This is a genomic window from Agrobacterium sp. 10MFCol1.1 (genome assembly GCF_000381165.1).
GTDB classification, from domain to species: Bacteria; Pseudomonadota; Alphaproteobacteria; order Rhizobiales; family Rhizobiaceae; genus Agrobacterium; species Agrobacterium tumefaciens.
This window is the reverse complement of the sequence record NZ_KB906077.1, coordinates 154,819-171,792: the sequence shown is the minus strand read 5'-3', so window position 1 is coordinate 171,792 and position 16,974 is coordinate 154,819. Positions and strand designations below refer to the sequence as shown.

The following is a 16,974-nucleotide window of genomic DNA, read 5'->3' as shown; positions in this document are numbered from 1 at the left end:
ACCGGATCAGACGTTGTGTGCAACGCATCGTCAAACGGCGAATATCCGCAAGCACGGCGTTTTGCTGCGCGATCCCTCCGACCATGCAAAGCCGGGGATCTCTGCGGAGAATGGATTTTCGACGACAGGAAAATTTCGCCCTATGGCCCGGCAATGCCGTTCCAACCGGATTTCGCACCTTCCCCCACGGCGAAAATTGTTCGCGCAACGTCAGATAGTCCCCCTTTGACACCTGAAGGGCAACGCGAGGCCGAGAAGGCCTGCGCCACATCCGAAACGCTAATGCCCCAGGACGTCTATAGTTCCATGCCACCTGTCGCGATACGATGCAAGCGATGAATTTCAAGGCATTCCGGCTCCGGCAACGCCCCTTACATGCCCGCGTATATGCTGCTATGAAATTTGCAAAAAGCGCTGGAAAAAAGCGGCGTAACCAGGGACTTCGAAAATGACTAGACAGACCGCAAACATTGCCTCCTTCGCCAACCATATGCCGGATGTGGTGGCAATCCGCCGCCACCTGCACCGGCATCCCGAAATCGGTCTTTCCGAATTCCAGACCTCGGATTTCATTGCCGGACAGCTGGTGGAAATGGGTTACGAAGTAACGCGCGGACTGGCCGGAACCGGCATCGTCGCCACACTCCGCAATGGCGACAGTGCCCGCACGCTCGGCATTCGCGCCGATATCGATGCCCTGCCGATCCGTGAGGAAACCGGAGCGGAATATGCAAGCGCCAATGATGGCGTCATGCATGCCTGCGGCCATGACGGACACACGGCCATGCTCCTGGGAGCCGCGAAGATCATCGCCGAACGCAGGAATTTCGATGGGACCATGCATCTGATCTTCCAGCCGGCGGAGGAGAATTTCGGCGGCGCCCGCATCATGATCGAGGACGGACTGTTCGACCGCTTCCCATGCGATGCGGTTTTTGCCCTCCATAACGATCCCGGCGTACCCTTCGGACAATTCGTCCTGCGCGACGGCCCGATCCTTGCCGCCGTCGATGAATGCAGGATCACCGTCAACGGATATGGCGGCCACGGCGCCGAACCGCAGGATGCGGCCGACCCTATCGTTGCGGGCGCCAGTATCATCATGGCCTTGCAGACGGTGGTGTCCCGTAACATCCATCCGCAACTGTCGGCGGTCGTCACTGTTGGCGCATTCCATGCTGGTGTTGCGAGCAACGTCATTCCCGAGAAGGCGGAAATGCTGCTCACCATCCGTTCTTTCGACGCGGGTGTGCGCGACGAACTGGAAAAGCGTATCCGGGCGATAGCCGAAGGCCAAGCGGCCAGCTATGGCATGAGTGTCACGCTCGATTACCAGCGCGGCTACAATGCGACAGTCAACCACAAGGCGGAAACAGAATATGTCGCCGGTCTGGCCCGTCGTTTTGCCGGGGCGGAAAAGGTGGTTGAAATGCAGCGCCCGTCCATGGGCGCGGAAGACTTTGCCTACATGCTTGAAAAACGGCCCGGCTGCTACTTCTTCCTCGGCACCGCGCGCACCGAAAACGACCCGCCGCTGCACCATCCGAAATTCGACTTCAACGACGATATCCTGCCAATCGGAACCGCCTTCTGGGTCGATCTGGCGGAGGATTATCTGAAGGCGTGAATGAATATAAAAAGGCCGGTCGGAGGAGCGACCGGCCTTTTTTTCTCAAGTTTCCTGATGAGAAAATCTGGGAGGATCAGGGAACGAGACCGAGTATGACCGCTGCGACAAAAGCCACGCACACGCCGACAAGAGCCGCGTGAACCGAATCTCTCCAGTTTCGCTGCGACTGGGGCTGCGAGACAAAGTCTTTTGCTTTTCCGGCCTTGGAATAAGACATTGTACAACTCCCTTCCCTGCTCGGCCCGTCAAAGCGGGCACTGCTTATTTCCCGTGAAGAATAGCTTTATTCCCCACTGTTTCAGTAGAGATAAAATTCCATAAGTTCGGCGCATTGGGAAAAATACGGATCGCGACTTGCCGCCGGACAAGCATCAATCTACCCATTGCGCAGGATCAACGTCGCAGACGGCATTTCCGTTCAAAATCATTGGCAGGCTCGGATAAGGACCATGACGGATATAGACGCCATCATCATAGGAGCCGGGGTGATCGGACTGGCGACGGCCCGCGAGCTGGCGATGCGTGGTCTTTCCGTCATCATCCTCGAAGGCGAAAAGGAATTCGGTTCCGCCACCTCTTCGCGCAACAGCGAGGTTATTCACGCCGGGCTTTATTATCCTGAAGGCAGCCTCAAGGCACGCCTTTGCGTTGAAGGCAGGGAGCGGCTTTATACGTTCTGCCAGAGCCATGGCGTTTCGCACCGCCGCTGCGGCAAACTCATCGTGGCAGCGAACGCGGACGAGACGGCTCTGTTGGCGGCCCTCAAGGAAAAGGGTAACGCCAATGGCTGCGACGACCTCGCACTGATCGATGCCACGCAGGCGCTGTCGCTCGAGCCTGCGCTAACCTGCGTAGCGGCCCTGCTTTCACCTTCGACCGGCATCATTGATAGCCATGGTTATATGCTGGCGCTGCTCGGCGACGCGCAAGACCATGGCGCAGCCCTCGCCCTGAATGCACCATTCGAAAGGGCGGAAGCGACCGGCAACGGTTTCCGCGTTCACGTTGGCGGCAAGGAACCTCTCAGCCTGACATGCCGGCTGCTCGTCAACTCCGCCGGCCTTCTGGCACCGCTGGCGGCAAAACAGATCGAGGGATTGCCGAAGCACACGATCCCGGAGGCGCGTTTCGCCAAAGGCAGCTATTTTTCGCTGACCGGCAAGTCGCCTTTTTCACGGCTCATCTACCCCGCTCCGCACACCCACGGCCTTGGCGTGCACCTCACCCTGGATCTTGCCGGTCAGGCCCGTTTCGGGCCGGATGTGGAGTGGGTCGACACCATTGATTATGCCGTCGATCCCCGCCGCATGGAGGGTTTTGGCGACGCGATCCGCCGCTATTGGCCGGGCCTACCGGAACACGCGCTGATCCCGGCCTATTCGGGCATCCGGCCGAAGATTTCAGGACCCGACGAACCGGCCATGGATTTTCGCATCGACGGGCCGGAAACCCACGGACTTGCCGGTCTCGTCAATCTTTTCGGCATCGAAAGCCCCGGCCTCACCGCCTCGCTGGCGATGGCCAACGAGGTTGCGGCACGGCTCGAGGCCTGATCTCACCTGATCTCAGCCGAAACGGGACAGCGCGCTCGCCATGATCTCCGGATCGACATTGCCGCCGGAGGCAACCGCAATCACCGTTTCGCTCTCCAGCTCGTTGCCGTGAAACAGCGCCGCCGCCAAGGCCACCGCGCCGCCCGGCTCGACAACGACCTTCAGCCTGTTGAAGGCGAGAACCATGGCCCGCAGTGCTTCATCTTCGGTCACGGCAATGCCTTTTCCGCAAAGCCCAACCATAATCGGGAAGGTGATGTTACCGGGCTGAGGCGTGATGATTGCATCGCAGATCGAACCGGAAGTCGTTGCATTCCGCTGGATCTTGCCCGCTGCGAGTGAGCGCGCCACATCGTCGAACCGCTCGGGTTCTGACGTCCTGACCTTGTAGTTCGGCGCTTTCGCCGCAAGGGCAAGGGAGATGCCGGATGTGAGGCCGCCGCCGCCGCAGGGCACGAGAACCTCGGCCGCATCGATACCGAGTTCCAAGCCCTGTTCGGCGATTTCCAGCCCGACAGTCCCCTGCCCCGCAATCACCAGCGGTTCGTCGTAGGGCCTGATCAGGGTCAGTCCGCGCTCGCTCGACAGGCGGTCGCCAATGGCGTCGCGATCGTCATTCGCCCGGTCATAAAGCACCACTTCCGCACCATAGTCGCGGGTATTGTCGATTTTGATTTTTGGTGCATCGGACGGCATGATGATGACGGAAGGCACGCCGTGCAGACGAGCAGCAAGCGCGACGCCCTGCGCATGGTTGCCCGAGGAAAAGGCGATCACGCCACGGGCGCGCACATCGGCCGGCAGACCGGATACCGCCGACCAGCCGCCGCGAAATTTGAACGAACCCGTTCTTTGCAGGCACTCGGCCTTCACGAACAGCTTCCTCCCGGCAATCTCATCCAGAAAATGCGACGACAGAAGCGGTGTCCGCACCGCATGTTCGCCGATGCGCTGGCGCGCTGCCTCAATCATCGAAATATCTGTCATGCCCTGCCCCTGTAATGCGGATGTTGGGTGTACATTAGGAGGTCGCAATTAATAGTGAAACCGGCTGGACAAGAAAAATCCCCGGTCTTGGCCGGGGATCTTTCGTCATGCGCTTGCAAATGAATGCTCAGTGGTTGTGCCGGGGCATCTTCTCGGCAATCCGGCGGAAATCCGCGGCCCCTTCCAGAACCGCACCGTCCGAAAGCTGGGTCACCGATTGACGATAGATGCGCTGCCAGGGCGTGGCATCCGCAGGCACCGCAGGAATGCCATCGGCCTTTCGGGCAGCAAGCTCTGCATCCGGTACCAGCGCGTCGCACTTGCCTTGATTGAAGTCGATGCGGATCACATCACCGGTGCGAAGCCATGCCAGTCCTCCACCGGCGGCACTTTCTGGCGAGGCATTGAGGATCGACGGGCTGTCCGCGGTTCCCGATTGCCGGCCGTCGCCGATTGTCGGCAGGCTGGTTATGCCTTTTTTCAACAGCGCGTCCGGCGGCTGCATGTTGACGACCTCAGCCGAACCCGGCCAGCCGAGCGGTCCGGCCCCGCGAATGACGAGAATGGTGCGCTCATCGATATCGAGAGACGGATCGTTGATACGGGCGTGATAGTCTTCCGAACCATCGAAAACCACACATTTGCCCTCGAAAATCCCCTCTCGACCCGGCTCACTCAGATAACGCTGCCGGAATTCCGCCGAGATCACACTCGTCTTCATGATGGCGAAATCGAACAGATTGCCCTTGAGGACGAGGAAACCGGCCCGTTCCTTGAGCGGCTTATCGTAAGGAAGGATCACGTCGCGGTCGGTCGATTCCCGCCCGTCCAGATTTTCCGCCACGGTCTTGCCGGTCACGGTCGGACAGCTCCCATCAAGCTTGCCTGCCTTCAGAAGCTCCCACATGATGGCGGGCGTACCGCCGGCACGGTGATATTTCTCGCCCAGCCATTTTCCGGCGGGCTGGACATTGGCGATGAGCGGAATGTCATAACCGTGAACCTGCCAGTCTTCCTCGCGAAGTTCGACGCCCGCATGTTTCGCCATCGCCGCCAGATGCGGCTGGGCATTTGTCGAACCGCCGATCGCCGAATTGACGCGGATCGCGTTCAAAAACGCCTCGCGCGTCATGATATCCGAAGGCTTGATATTCTCGACAACCAGTTCGACGGCGCGGCGGCCGGTGCGATACGCCATCTGGCCGCGTTCGCGGTAAGCGGCCGGGATTGCGCCGCAGCCGGTCAGCGACATGCCGAGCGCTTCGGCAATGGCATTCATGGTAGAGGCCGTGCCCATGGTGTTGCAGTGACCGACCGAAGGAGCGGATTCGAGCGCCGCCTGCAGGAATTCCTCGCGGGTGATTTCGCCGGCGCCGTATTTGCGGCGCATGCGCCAGATGACCGTGCCGGAACCAACCAGATCGCCGTCATGATATCCGTCGAGCATCGGCCCGCCGGATAAGACGATAGCCGGAATATCAACCGTGCTTGCCGCCATCAGCGCCGAAGGCGTGGTCTTGTCGCAGCCCGTGGTCAACACGACGCCATCGAGTGGATAACCGTAAAGCACTTCCACCAGGCTGAGATAGGCAAGATTGCGGTCAAGCGCCGCTGTCGGTCGCTTGCAGTTTTCGAACATCGGATGGGTCGGAAACTCGATGGGGATGCCGCCCGCATCACGGATACCATCGCGCACCCGCTTGACCAGTTCGACATGGACGCGGTTGCAGGGCGTCAGGTCGCTGCCGCTCTGCGCGATGCCGATGACCGGCTTGCCGGAACGCAGCTCTTCCGGCGTCACGCCATAATTCATGAAGCGCTCCAGATAGAGCGCCGTCATGTCGAGATGGTCAGGGTTGTCGAACCAGTCCTGGGATCGCAGCCGCCGCACGGGTGTCTTGTCGTCGCTCATGAGACCGCCTCAGCCCTGTTCCCGGTTGTTGAGTTTTTCGAGGTAAAGCAGGATACCGCTATGGTCGATATCGGCTCCACCATCGCTGACGAAATCATCGAACTCCCGCGTTACCTGCTGGGTCAAAGGCAACGTCAGGGACAAATCCTTCGCCGTCGCCAGCACCCCGTTCAGATCCTTGAGCTGGAACTTGGAGGGTCCGCCTGGCGCGAAATTGCGCTTCACCATGCGTTCGCCGTGCAATTCCAATATCCGGCTTTCGGCAAAACCGCCACGTATGGCGTTACGGAACCCTTCGCGGGATGCCCCGCCCGCTTCCACAAGCATCATCGCCTCGGCAACCGCGCCGATGGTGATGGCGACGATCTGCTGGTTTGCGAGTTTGCAAAGCTGGCCCGCACCGGAGGGGCCGACATAGGTGAGCCTGCCCATCGGCGCGAAGAAATCCGAAAGACCAGAGATCAGCGCCTCATCGCCACCGGCCATGATCGCGAGCGTACCCGCCGTTGCGCCCGGCACACCGCCGGAGACCGGCGCATCGACATGATGAATGCCCATTGCCCGTAGCCGGGAGGAGTGTTCGCGCGCAATAGGCGGCGCAATGGAGCTGCTGTCGATGACAACAGCGCCTTTTTCCAGCGCTTCGGCCACACCCGCCTCGAACAGCACCTCGCCCACGGCTTTGCCGTCGCTCAGCATGGTGATGACGATATCGGCACCCCTGGCGGCTTCGGCCGGCGATGCCGCGAGAACCGCGCCATCGGCAACCAGCGCCTCAGCCTTTTCGACGCTGCGGTTCCACACCGCAACCGAAAAGCCCGCGCCCAGCAGACGCCGGGCCATCGGCCCGCCCATCAGGCCTGTGCCGATAAAGGCAACCGACCGCTTCTTCTCCTCCCCGCCGACACTCATTTCAGTGAACCTCCCAGTTCGTCCTCGATATGAACCTGAATGATCTCTTCGAAGGAGCTTTCAGCCGTAAAGCCAAGTTCACGGGCGCGCTTTGCTTCGAAACCGGGCGCCCAGCCTTCGCACATGCGCATGATCATCTCATTCGGCTCGCGGCGAATGAGGGCAACGGCCTTTTCGCCCGCAACCTTGCGCAGCGCTTCAATCTGTTCGCCAACGGTGGCGCTGAGGCCGGGCATGGACAGGTTGCGGCGCGGACCGACCTTTTCCACGTCGATCGTTGCGCCATGAAGAAGGAAACCAACAGCGGAACGCGGCGAAGCGTGCCAATGGCGAATGCTTTCCGGCACCGGCAGAACCGCTTCCTGACCAACCAGCGGCTCGCGCAGGATATTGGAGAAGAAGCCGGAAGCAGCCGCATTCGGCTTGCCGGGACGAATGCAGATCGTCGGCAGACGAATGCCGATACCGTCGAAGAAACCGCGACGGCTATAGTCGGAGAGCAGCAGCTCGCAGATCGCTTTCTGCGTGCCGTAGCTGGTCAGCGGCGTGGTGTGGAACTCATCCGGAATCGGATAGGGGAGCGGCGCACCGAATACGGCGATCGACGAGGTGAAGACCACGCGCGGCTTGTAACCGTCCTTGCCGTTGGCAATGCGGATGGCGTCGAAGAGATAACGCGTGCCATCGAGATTGATACGGTAGCCCTTGTCGAAATCAAGTTCGGCTTCACCGGATACGATGGCAGCAAGATGAAAGATCACATCGGGGCGGGCTTCGACCAGCTTTTCGGCTTCGCCCGGCGCGGACAGATCGGCTGCGCGCGCATCAACCGCACCGGAGAAGCCGGCGGGCGCTTCAGGCTGAAACACGTCGATAAGCGTGAATCTGTCAATCGACTTGCCGCCAAGCGATCCATCCTTGACGAGACGCTGCGTCAGCTTACGGCCAACCATGCCTGCAGCACCGATGATTGCGATATGCATATCTTCCTCCTCTTTGGCCCGGTCATTCTCCCGAGACCGAAAAAACATCATCGGCTCGTGAACCGATAAATTAGCTTGTAAGGTTGTCTGATAACCTTATATGGTTTGATTGAAAATAGTATTTTTTCACAAACCGGCAAAAGCAAGGGCGAAAGACCTTTGCCCGGATATTTTAGGGCGGATTGGACGGAGAGGGTGGAATGACGATCGTGAGCGAACACGATATCGAGGAATTGCGGTTCTCGCTGAAGAACAGGCTGGGCGAGGCATTGCTGCTGACATCGCAGGAAGACATGCTGCGCTATTGCCGCGACTGGCATGGCGACGTCACCAGTTCGGCGGTAGCCGTCATCCGCCCCCGTTCGACCAAGGAAGTCTCCGATACGGTTCGCGCCTGCGCTGAACTCGGTCTCGCCATCATCCCTCAGGGCGGCAATACCGGGCTGGTGCTCGGCGGCATTCCCGATGAGCCAAAGCGTCAGGTCGTGCTGAGCCTCGAGCGCATGAACGCCATCCGCACCATAGACAGCGACGATTTTTCGGCTGTCGTTGAAGCCGGCTGCATTCTGTCGGAATTCAAGGATGCGGTTCAGGACAAGGGAATGTTCTTTCCGCTGTCGCTCGGCGCGCAGGGCAGTTGCCGCATCGGCGGCAACGTCTCGACCAATGCTGGCGGCATCAACGTTCTGCGTTACGGCATGACCCGCGAACTGGTGCTCGGTCTCGAAGTGGTATTGCCTGATGGCACCATCTGGAATGGCCTGTCGACGCTGCGTAAGGACAATCGTGGCATTGACCTGAAGCAGCTTTTCATAGGCGCGGAAGGAACACTCGGCATCATCACGGCCGTGTCCGTAAAGCTCTACCCCAATCCAGAACATGTCGAGACGGCACTGCTCGGCCTCAATTCGCTGGATGACGCCATCAAGCTTTATCGCCGCGCCCGCCGCGAATGCTGCGACCTGATGTCCGCCTTCGAATTCATGCCGCCCGTCGCCTTCACGCTCGCAATCGAAGCAATCCCTGACCTTAAAATGCCGATCGCCGGAGATTATCCGGCCTATGTGCTGATGGAAATTTCCGGCTCGGGGCTAGTAGACACTGCCGACCTGATGGGACGGTTCCTCGAGGGCGTCATGGAAGACGGTCTGGTGCTGGACGGCGTCATCGCCTCCTCGCGAGCACAGGCGCAATCGCTGTGGCTTTTCCGCGAGGGCATGAACGAGGGTCAGGCGCTGCGCGGCAGCCATATGCGCACCGATATTTCCGTGCCGCTGTCAAAACTTGCGGCGTTCGTGGCCGAAGCAGAGGCTGAACTGGCGGAAAAACTGCCGGAATGCCTGGCGGTTTCCTATGGCCATGTCGGAGACGGCAACGTCCATCTCAACGTGCTGCCGCCAAACGGAGCAACGCCGCAGGAGCGCGAAGCTTTCATCTACAAATCGAAAACCCTCGTCAACGAAGTCCTTGACCGTTACGTCGGCAGCATCAGCGCCGAGCACGGCATCGGCCGCCTGAAACGCTCCGATTTCGAAAGCCGGCTATCTGATGTGCAGCGCCGGATGATCACGGGTTTGAAAAATGCCTTTGACCCCGATTTGCGTATGAATCCCGGTTGCCAGATAACCCTGCAACCGGATAGCTAATCGACAAACAGCAAAGGCGGCGGAATACGCTGCCTCTGAAAACCCCGCTGACGGCGAAGGAGGAAGTCGCCTGCTGCGGGAAAAAACGGACCAATCGTTTCTGTGGAACGGGAGCAATCATGACGCTGGAGTTCAGTCAGATACATCGCAACGATCATCTGCCCGGCCGGATCGCCGCGGAGATCGCCCGCGAAATCAATGATTCGAAACTCGGGCCGGGCGACAGGCTGCCGACGGAACATGTTCTGGCGAAAACCTTCGGCGTCAGCCGCTCGGTCATTCGTGAAGCGATCGCGCAATTGCGCAACGAAGGTTTTGTCGAAACACGGCAAGGCGTGGGCGCTTTCGTCACCGATCCCCGGCAGAGACTGTCCATTCGCATCGAGCGGTCCCGTCTGAACGATCCGGAAAATTTCCGCGATCTCTTCCAGCTTCGCATGCCGATGGAAATCGAGGCGGCGGGTCTGGCAGCACTCCACCGCAACCCGCAGCAGCTGGCGCGGCTGGCGGCGGCACTGGAAAAGATGCGAACGACCGACGACTGGTCGACGGAGGGCGTTGCGGCCGATCTCGACTTTCACCGTATTCTGGCGGAAGCGACGCAGAACGAATATTTCCTGATGTTTCTCGGCTTTATCGCAGAACGCATCAGCTCGGCTATCAACATCGCCTTCTCCCGTGCTATTTTCGGGGAAATCCTGGAGGTGACGATCGCCGAACATGTGGCAATCTTCGAAGCCGTCGAACGCGCCGATGCGACTGCGGCCAAGGATGCGATGCGCAAACATCTGCTCGGGGCAGCAAGCCGGGTCAATCTGGAACTGGATATCTTCTGAGCCGCAAACAGAAGCTTAAACGGCAAAGCTATAGGACAGGTTTCGCTGCTTTCCGGCAATCCAGAGGCGAAAGACGATAATTTTGTCTGCGGTGCCGCTAGACTCGCTGTAAAAGTCATACTAAGAAGAATGAGATTAGGTTGTCAGACATCCAGACAATATGACCGCAGGAGGCGGCTGTCGGAGGGCTGAAGGGGAGGATATATATGACCGGCTCAAGGTCCATCGACGCTACCGCTATTTTGCCTGAAGACTTTGAAAACGCCCTGCTCGTCGGCCGCGTATGGTCGAAAAGCGAAGGCGGCCCCTGCCCCGTTCTGCTAAAAGGCGGCGTGCTTTACGACCTCACTTCTATTTCGCCGACCATGTCTGAACTTCTGGAAAAGACGGATCTGGTGGAGCTGCTTGCAGACACCGGCACATTCGTGGCGCTTGGCGCGCTCGAGGCCTTTCTGGATGGCTCCGCTGGTGAACTTCTCGCCCCCAACGATATTCAGGCCGTGAAGGCTGCAGGCGTGACCTTCGCCGACAGCATGCTGGAACGCGTGATCGAGGAGCAGGCCAAGGGCGATCCACTTCGCGCGCAGGAAATACGCGGACGGCTGGCGCCGGTTCTCGGCGACAATCTCAAGGGACTTGAGGCCGGTTCGGAAAAAGCAGCCGAAGTGAAGAAACTGCTGCAGGAAATGGGCCTGTGGTCGCAATATCTGGAAGTTGGCATCGGTCCGGATGCGGAGATATTCTCCAAGGCGCAGGCCATGGCCTCCGTCGGCTGCGGCGCGCTGATCGGCGTTCACCCGAAATCGCAGTGGAACAACCCGGAGCCGGAAGTGGTGCTGGCCATTGCCTCCGACGGCCGTATCGTTGGCGCGACGCTTGGCAACGACGTCAACCTGCGTGACTTCGAGGGCCGCTCCGCCCTCCTGCTCAGCAAGGCAAAAGACAACAACGCATCCTGCGCAATCGGTCCCTTCATCCGCCTGTTTGATGGACGCTTTACCATCGAAGACGTGAAGAAGGCGCAGATATCGCTTCTGGTCGAAGGCGAGGACGGCTTCACCATGACCGGTGCAAGCGCAATGCAGGCGATCAGCCGCACGCCGGAAAACCTCGCTTCCCAGCTCTTGAACCGCAACCATCAGTATCCTGACGGCGCCGTCTTTTTCCTTGGTACGATGTTCGCGCCGGTAAAGGACCGCCATGGCCCGGGTCTCGGCTTCACCCACTCCAAGGGCGACCGTGTCGAAATCTCCACGCCCAAGCTCGGCAAGCTGATCAACTGGGTCACGACGACAGACGAATGCCCGGAATGGACATTCGGCACCGCGGCCCTCATGCGCAACCTGGCGAAACGCGGGCTGCTCTAGGCAATCCAGCAAAACTGCATCGCGGTTTTGCGCCCAGAATTGCGAAAACCCATAGGTGGAGCATTGAGGGCGATCCTTCGTCGAAAATGCTCCAGATATTTCTTCGGGAGGGGAAAATGCAAAAGACCATCAATCTCTTTTACCGGATTCTCGAAATCATTCTCGTCTTGCTGCTCGCCGGCATGTCGATCATGGTCTTCGTCAACGTTGTCATGCGTTACACGATGAATTCCGGCATCAATATCTCGGAAGAATTGTCGCGATACTTCTTCGTATGGCTGACCTTCATCGGCGCCGTACTGACCTTCCGTGAAAACAGCCATATGGGCATCGAAACTCTCGTGATGTTCCTGTCGCGCCGCGCCCGTGTCGTGTGCATGGTCTTGTCGAACATCATTATTCTGGGCTGTTCCGCCATCTTCTTCTGGGGAACATGGAAGCAGTCCGCCATCAACGCCAGCATGCATGCGCCTGTCACCAAGCTGTCGATGATCTGGGTCTACGGCATCGGCATGTTCACCGGCGGCCTGATGTTCATCATCGCTCTGGAACGCCTCTACCGTTATGTGACGGGCCGCGTGACAGAGGATGAAATCGCCCAGTTCGCCGGCGAGAACCTCACGATCGAACAGCTTTCGGAGCGCTGATACCATGACACTTTTTGTTTTTGTCGGCTCTCTTCTCGGAGCCATGGCGATTGGCGTTCCCGTCGCTTTCTCGCTGATGTTCTGTGGCGTCGTGCTCATGTGGTACATGGGCATGTTCAACACAGCGATCATCGCCCAGAACATGATCTCGGGCGCGGACACCTTCACGCTGCTCGCCATCCCCTTCTTCATTCTGGCTGGCGAACTGATGAACTCCGGTGGTCTTTCCCGCCGCATCATCGACTTTGCGATTGCGCTTGTGGGCCATATCAGGGGCGGTCTCGGCATCGTGGCGATTGTCGCGGCCATCATCATGGCCAGCATCTCCGGTTCGGCCGCTGCCGACACCGCAGCCCTTGCCGCAATCCTCATCCCGATGATGGCGAAAGCCGGTTACAACATTCCGCGCTCCGGCGGCCTCATCGCTGCAGGCGGCATCATTGCCCCGGTCATTCCGCCCTCCATGGCCTTCATCGTCTTCGGCGTCGCCGCCAACGTTTCGATCACCCAGCTTTTCCTTGCCGGTATCGTACCCGGCATTCTGATGGGCATTTCGCTGATAATCGCCTGGCTGATCGTGGTCCGAAAGGATAACATCAAGCCGCTGCCCAAGACCTCGGGCAAGGAACGTCTGGTTGCCACGGTCCGCGCCGGCTGGGCGCTTGGCATGCCGGTCATCATTCTGGGCGGCATCAAGGCAGGCATCATGACGCCGACGGAAGCCGCCGTTGTCGCTGCCGGCTACGCTCTTTTCGTCGGCATGGTGATCTACCGCGAACTGAAGCCGGCGGATCTGTTCCACGTTCTTCTGCGCGCTGCCAAGAGCACCTCGATCATCATGTTCCTTGTCTGCGCAGCCCTCGTCTCCGCATGGCTCATCACGGCTGCGAACATTCCAAACGAAGTCGCCGGTTATATCGAACCGCTGATCGATCGTCCGATGCTTCTGATGGTTGCCATGATGGTGCTGGTCTTCATCGTGGGAACCGCGCTCGACCTGACACCGACCATCCTGATCCTGACGCCCGTTCTGATGCCCATCGTCAAGCAGGCAGGCATCGACCCGGTCTATTTCGGCGTCCTCTTCATCATCAACAATGCCATCGGCCTGATTACCCCGCCGGTCGGTGTCGTGCTGAACGTCGTCTCAGGCGTCGGACGCATCCCGCTCGGCAAGGTCACGATCGGTGTCTGGCCTTTCCTCGTTGCAGAAACCATCGTTCTGGCGTTGCTCGTGGTTTTCCCGGACATCGTGATGGTTCCGCTGCAGTACCTTCGTTAATCGCCACTTCTCAACCAAAATCCAAGGGAGGATATTATGAGAAAGCTTCTTCTGACCACCACGGCCATCGCTTTCGCGGTGGGCGCCGCAGCCCCGGCAATGGCTGAATTCAACAGCCGCAACATCCGCGTTTCGAACGGCATCAACCAGGACCACCCGGTCGGCAACGGCATCAAGGCCATGCAGGCCTGCCTCGACGACAAGTCGGGCGGCAAGCTGAAGCTGACGGCATTCTGGGGCGGCGCTCTCGGCGGCGACCTTCAGGCGACGCAGGCCCTGCGCTCCGGCGTTCAGGAAGCGGTTGTTACGTCCTCGTCACCGCTCGTCGGCCTGATCCCGTCGCTCGGCGTCTTCGACCTGCCGTTCCTGTTTTCCAATGCCAAGGAAGCCGATGCCGTGATGGACGGCGCCTTCGGCGACATGATGAACAAGAAGCTGGAAGAACAGGGCCTCGTAAACCTGGCCTACTGGGAAAACGGTTTCCGCAACCTCTCGAACTCCAAGCACGCCGTGAACAAGTGGGAAGACTTTTCCGGCCTGAAGGTTCGCGTGATGCAGAACAACATCTTCCTCGACACCTTCCAGAACCTCGGCGCCAATGCAACGCCGATGGCTTTCGGTGAAGTGTTCTCGGCACTTGAAACCAACGCGATCGACGCACAGGAAAACCCCTATGTGACGATCGACACCTCCAAGTTCTACGAGGTGCAGAAGTACATCACCGAGACGAACCACGCCTACACGCCGTTCCTCTTCCTCTTCTCCAAGCCGATCTTCGACAGCTACACGCCCGAAGAACAGACGGCCCTGCGCGAATGCGCAGTCGTCGGCCGTGACGAAGAGCGCAAGGTCATCCGCGAACTGAACCAGAAGTCGCTGGAAAAGATCAAGGCTGCAGGACTTGAAGTGAACTCGCTGTCTGCGGAAGAGCAGGCACGTATCCGCGAAAAGTCGATGGTCGTCTACGAAAAGCACAAGGCTGAAATCGGTGCCGACGTCGTTGACGCCGTTCTGGCGGACCTGAAGAAGATCCGCGGCCAGTAATCCTGTCTGGATAAAATTAAAACACCCGGAGGTCAGCCTCCGGGTGTTTTTGTTTATGCGAATACAGAAAAGAAAAGGCTGCCAAAGCAGCCTCTTCCAGAAAATCAGGATGCCGTGCGGTTTTGCCGGTTGGCGATGAGATCTTCGACCACCGCGGGATCGGCAAGCGTCGATGTATCCCCAAGCGCGCCGAAATCATCCTCGGCGATCTTGCGCAGAATACGCCGCATGATCTTGCCCGAACGGGTCTTCGGCAGGCCCGGCGCGAACTGGATCTTGTCTGGCGTCGCAACCGGCCCGATCTCGTTGCGGACGTGCTTTACCAGCTCCTCGCGCAGCGCATAGTCGCCGCTCTGGCCCGCCATCAACGTGACATAACAATAAATGCCCTGCCCCTTGATGGCATGCGGGTAACCCACGACCGCCGCTTCCGAAACCTGATGATGCGAAACAAGTGCCGACTCGACTTCGGCGGTGCCGAGGCGGTGGCCGGAGACGTTAAGCACGTCATCGACGCGGCCAGTGATCCAGTAATAACCGTCCTCATCGCGCCGGCAGCCGTCACCGGTGAAATACTTGCCCTTATAGGTCGAGAAGTAGGTGTCGACGAAGCGCTGGTGATCCCCGTAAACGGACCGCGACTGGCCCGGCCAGCTGTCGATGATGCAGAGATTGCCGTCGGCCGGCCCCTCCAGCACGTTGCCTTCGGCATCGACCAGCTGCGGCTGCACGCCGAAGAACGGCCTTGTCGCCGAACCCGGCTTCAGGTCCGTCGCACCCGGCAGCGGCGAGATGAGAATGCCGCCCGTTTCCGTCTGCCACCAGGTATCGACGATGGGGCTCTTATCCTCGCCGACCACATGGTAATACCACTCCCACGCTTCGGGATTGATCGGCTCGCCCACCGTGCCGAGAAGCCGCAGGCTTTCGCGCGACGAACGCGTGACGAACTGGTCGCCCGCCCCCATCAGGGATCGGAGCGCCGTCGGTGCGGTGTAGAAGATGTTGACCTTGTGCTTGTCGATGACTTCCCAGAACCGTCCCTGATCCGGGAAGTTGGGAACGCCTTCGAACATCAGCGTCGTCGCACAGTTCGCCAGCGGCCCGTAGACGATGTAGGAATGGCCGGTGACCCAGCCGACATCGGCGGTACACCAGAAGACCTCCCCGTCCTTGTAGTCGAAGACATATTCATGCGTCATCGACGTATAGACGAGATAGCCGCCCGTGGTGTGCAGCACGCCCTTCGGCTTGCCGGTGGAGCCTGACGTGTAGAGGATGAACAGCGGATCTTCCGCCCTCATCTTCACCGGCGGGCAATCCGGTTTCACCGTGGCGATTTCCTGATGGTACCAGATGTCGCGGCCGGGCGCCCAGCCGGTCTTGCCGCCGGTGCGGCGCACGACCAGAACCTTGTTGACGATGACATATTGCTTGGCGGCAATATCGATCGCCTTGTCGGTATTTTCCTTGAGCGGGATCGGCTTGCCGCCACGCACGCCTTCATCGCAGGTGATGACGAAGGTGGACTGGCAATCGACGATGCGGCCGGCCAGGGCTTCCGGCGAGAAGCCGCCGAACACGACCGAATGAATGGCGCCGATGCGGGCGCAGGCGAGCATGGCATAGGCCGCCTCGGGTATCATCGGCATATAGATGGTGACCCGGTCGCCCTTCTTGACACCATGCTTCTTCAGCACGTTCGCCAGGCGGCAGACATAGTCATAGAGCTGATTGTAGGTGATCTTCTTGTCGATATAGGGATTGTCACCTTCCCAGATGATCGCCGTGCGTTCGCCATGCGTCTTCAGGTGCCGGTCGATGCAGTTGTAGGAGACGTTCGTCAGGCCGTCCTCGAACCACTTGATCGGCACTCTTCCCTTGAAGGACGTGTTCTTGACCTTGGTATAGGGCTTGAACCAGTCGATCCGCCGGCCGTGCTTGTCCCAGAACTTCTCGGGATCCTCGACGCTCTCCTGATACCATTTCTGGTAACGCTCATTGTCGATGAGCGTGCGGGCTTTCGCCGATTTGAGCACGGGGTAGATTTTGGCAGACATGAACTCCTCCTGGAACCAGATATGGCTTGATATGCGCGACCTTGAGACTCCCACCTCAGGCATGTGTTGAATTCATAGCAGTTCAAATGCACACGGCAATTAGACAAAGGCATTT

Annotated in this window: 13 protein-coding genes; 8 read left to right on the top strand and 5 right to left on the bottom strand. The window is 59.3% G+C overall.

Annotated features, from left to right (window positions below; all coding sequences use genetic code 11):
* Positions 1-448 precede the first annotated feature (448 nt).
* Both F617_RS0116115 and F617_RS0116110 read left to right on the top strand, forming a co-directional pair.
* Positions 449-1,627, top strand: a complete 1,179-nt coding sequence (locus F617_RS0116115; RefSeq protein ID WP_019566006.1) for a M20 aminoacylase family protein — start codon at positions 449-451, stop codon at positions 1,625-1,627.
* A gap of 452 nt (positions 1,628-2,079) precedes the next feature.
* Positions 2,080-3,183, top strand: a complete 1,104-nt coding sequence (locus tag F617_RS0116110; protein WP_019566005.1) for an NAD(P)/FAD-dependent oxidoreductase — start codon at positions 2,080-2,082, stop codon at positions 3,181-3,183.
* A 12-nt stretch (positions 3,184-3,195) separates the two neighbouring features.
* On the opposite strand, the gene F617_RS0116105 is transcribed toward F617_RS0116110, so the two are convergent.
* The 4 genes from F617_RS0116105 to denD all read right to left on the bottom strand — a co-directional run bounded on the left by F617_RS0116105 (position 3,196) and on the right by denD (position 7,977).
* The gene (locus F617_RS0116105; RefSeq protein ID WP_019566004.1) at positions 3,196-4,170 is read right to left on the bottom strand and encodes a threonine/serine dehydratase; all 975 of its coding nucleotides are present in this window, start codon (positions 4,168-4,170) and stop codon (positions 3,196-3,198) included.
* Between the two features lie 127 nt (positions 4,171-4,297).
* Complete coding sequence (locus tag F617_RS0116100; protein ID WP_003516539.1) at positions 4,298-6,082, bottom strand: IlvD/Edd family dehydratase; 1,785 nt, start codon at positions 6,080-6,082, stop codon at positions 4,298-4,300.
* A 9-nt stretch (positions 6,083-6,091) separates the two neighbouring features.
* Entirely contained in the window at positions 6,092-6,994 is a 903-nt protein-coding gene (locus tag F617_RS0116095) for an NAD(P)-dependent oxidoreductase (RefSeq protein ID WP_019566003.1), read from the bottom strand.
* Entirely contained in the window at positions 6,991-7,977 is a 987-nt protein-coding gene (denD, locus tag F617_RS0116090) for a D-erythronate dehydrogenase (protein ID WP_003516536.1), read from the bottom strand. The genes F617_RS0116095 and denD overlap by 4 nt, the downstream gene beginning before the upstream one ends.
* 200 nt (positions 7,978-8,177) lie before the next feature.
* On the opposite strand from denD, the gene F617_RS0116085 reads away from it, so the two are divergent.
* From F617_RS0116085 to F617_RS0116060, 6 genes are all read left to right on the top strand, one after another.
* Entirely contained in the window at positions 8,178-9,623 is a 1,446-nt protein-coding gene (locus F617_RS0116085) for an FAD-binding oxidoreductase (protein ID WP_003516535.1), read from the top strand.
* Between the two features lie 119 nt (positions 9,624-9,742).
* Entirely contained in the window at positions 9,743-10,459 is a 717-nt protein-coding gene (locus F617_RS0116080; RefSeq protein WP_003516533.1) for a FadR/GntR family transcriptional regulator, read from the top strand.
* 206 nt (positions 10,460-10,665) lie between these two features.
* Positions 10,666-11,826: a fumarylacetoacetate hydrolase family protein gene (locus F617_RS0116075; RefSeq protein WP_003516531.1), complete on the top strand. Its 1,161-nt coding sequence runs from the start codon at positions 10,666-10,668 to the stop codon at positions 11,824-11,826.
* A 116-nt stretch (positions 11,827-11,942) separates the two neighbouring features.
* A complete protein-coding gene (locus tag F617_RS0116070; RefSeq protein WP_003516529.1) occupies positions 11,943-12,473 on the top strand; it encodes a TRAP transporter small permease in 531 nt (176 codons plus the stop codon).
* 4 nt (positions 12,474-12,477) lie between these two features.
* Entirely contained in the window at positions 12,478-13,755 is a 1,278-nt protein-coding gene (locus tag F617_RS0116065) for a TRAP transporter large permease (protein ID WP_019566002.1), read from the top strand.
* Positions 13,756-13,791: 36 nt separating this feature from the next.
* Positions 13,792-14,799 (top strand): TRAP transporter substrate-binding protein, encoded by a 1,008-nt coding sequence (locus tag F617_RS0116060; RefSeq protein WP_003516523.1) that lies wholly within the window; start codon positions 13,792-13,794, stop codon positions 14,797-14,799.
* A 104-nt stretch (positions 14,800-14,903) separates the two neighbouring features.
* Here the strand turns inward: F617_RS0116060 and acs are convergent, their stop codons facing one another.
* Entirely contained in the window at positions 14,904-16,859 is a 1,956-nt protein-coding gene (gene acs / locus F617_RS0116055) for an acetate--CoA ligase (RefSeq protein WP_003516521.1), read from the bottom strand.
* Positions 16,860-16,974: the final 115 nt, after the last annotated feature.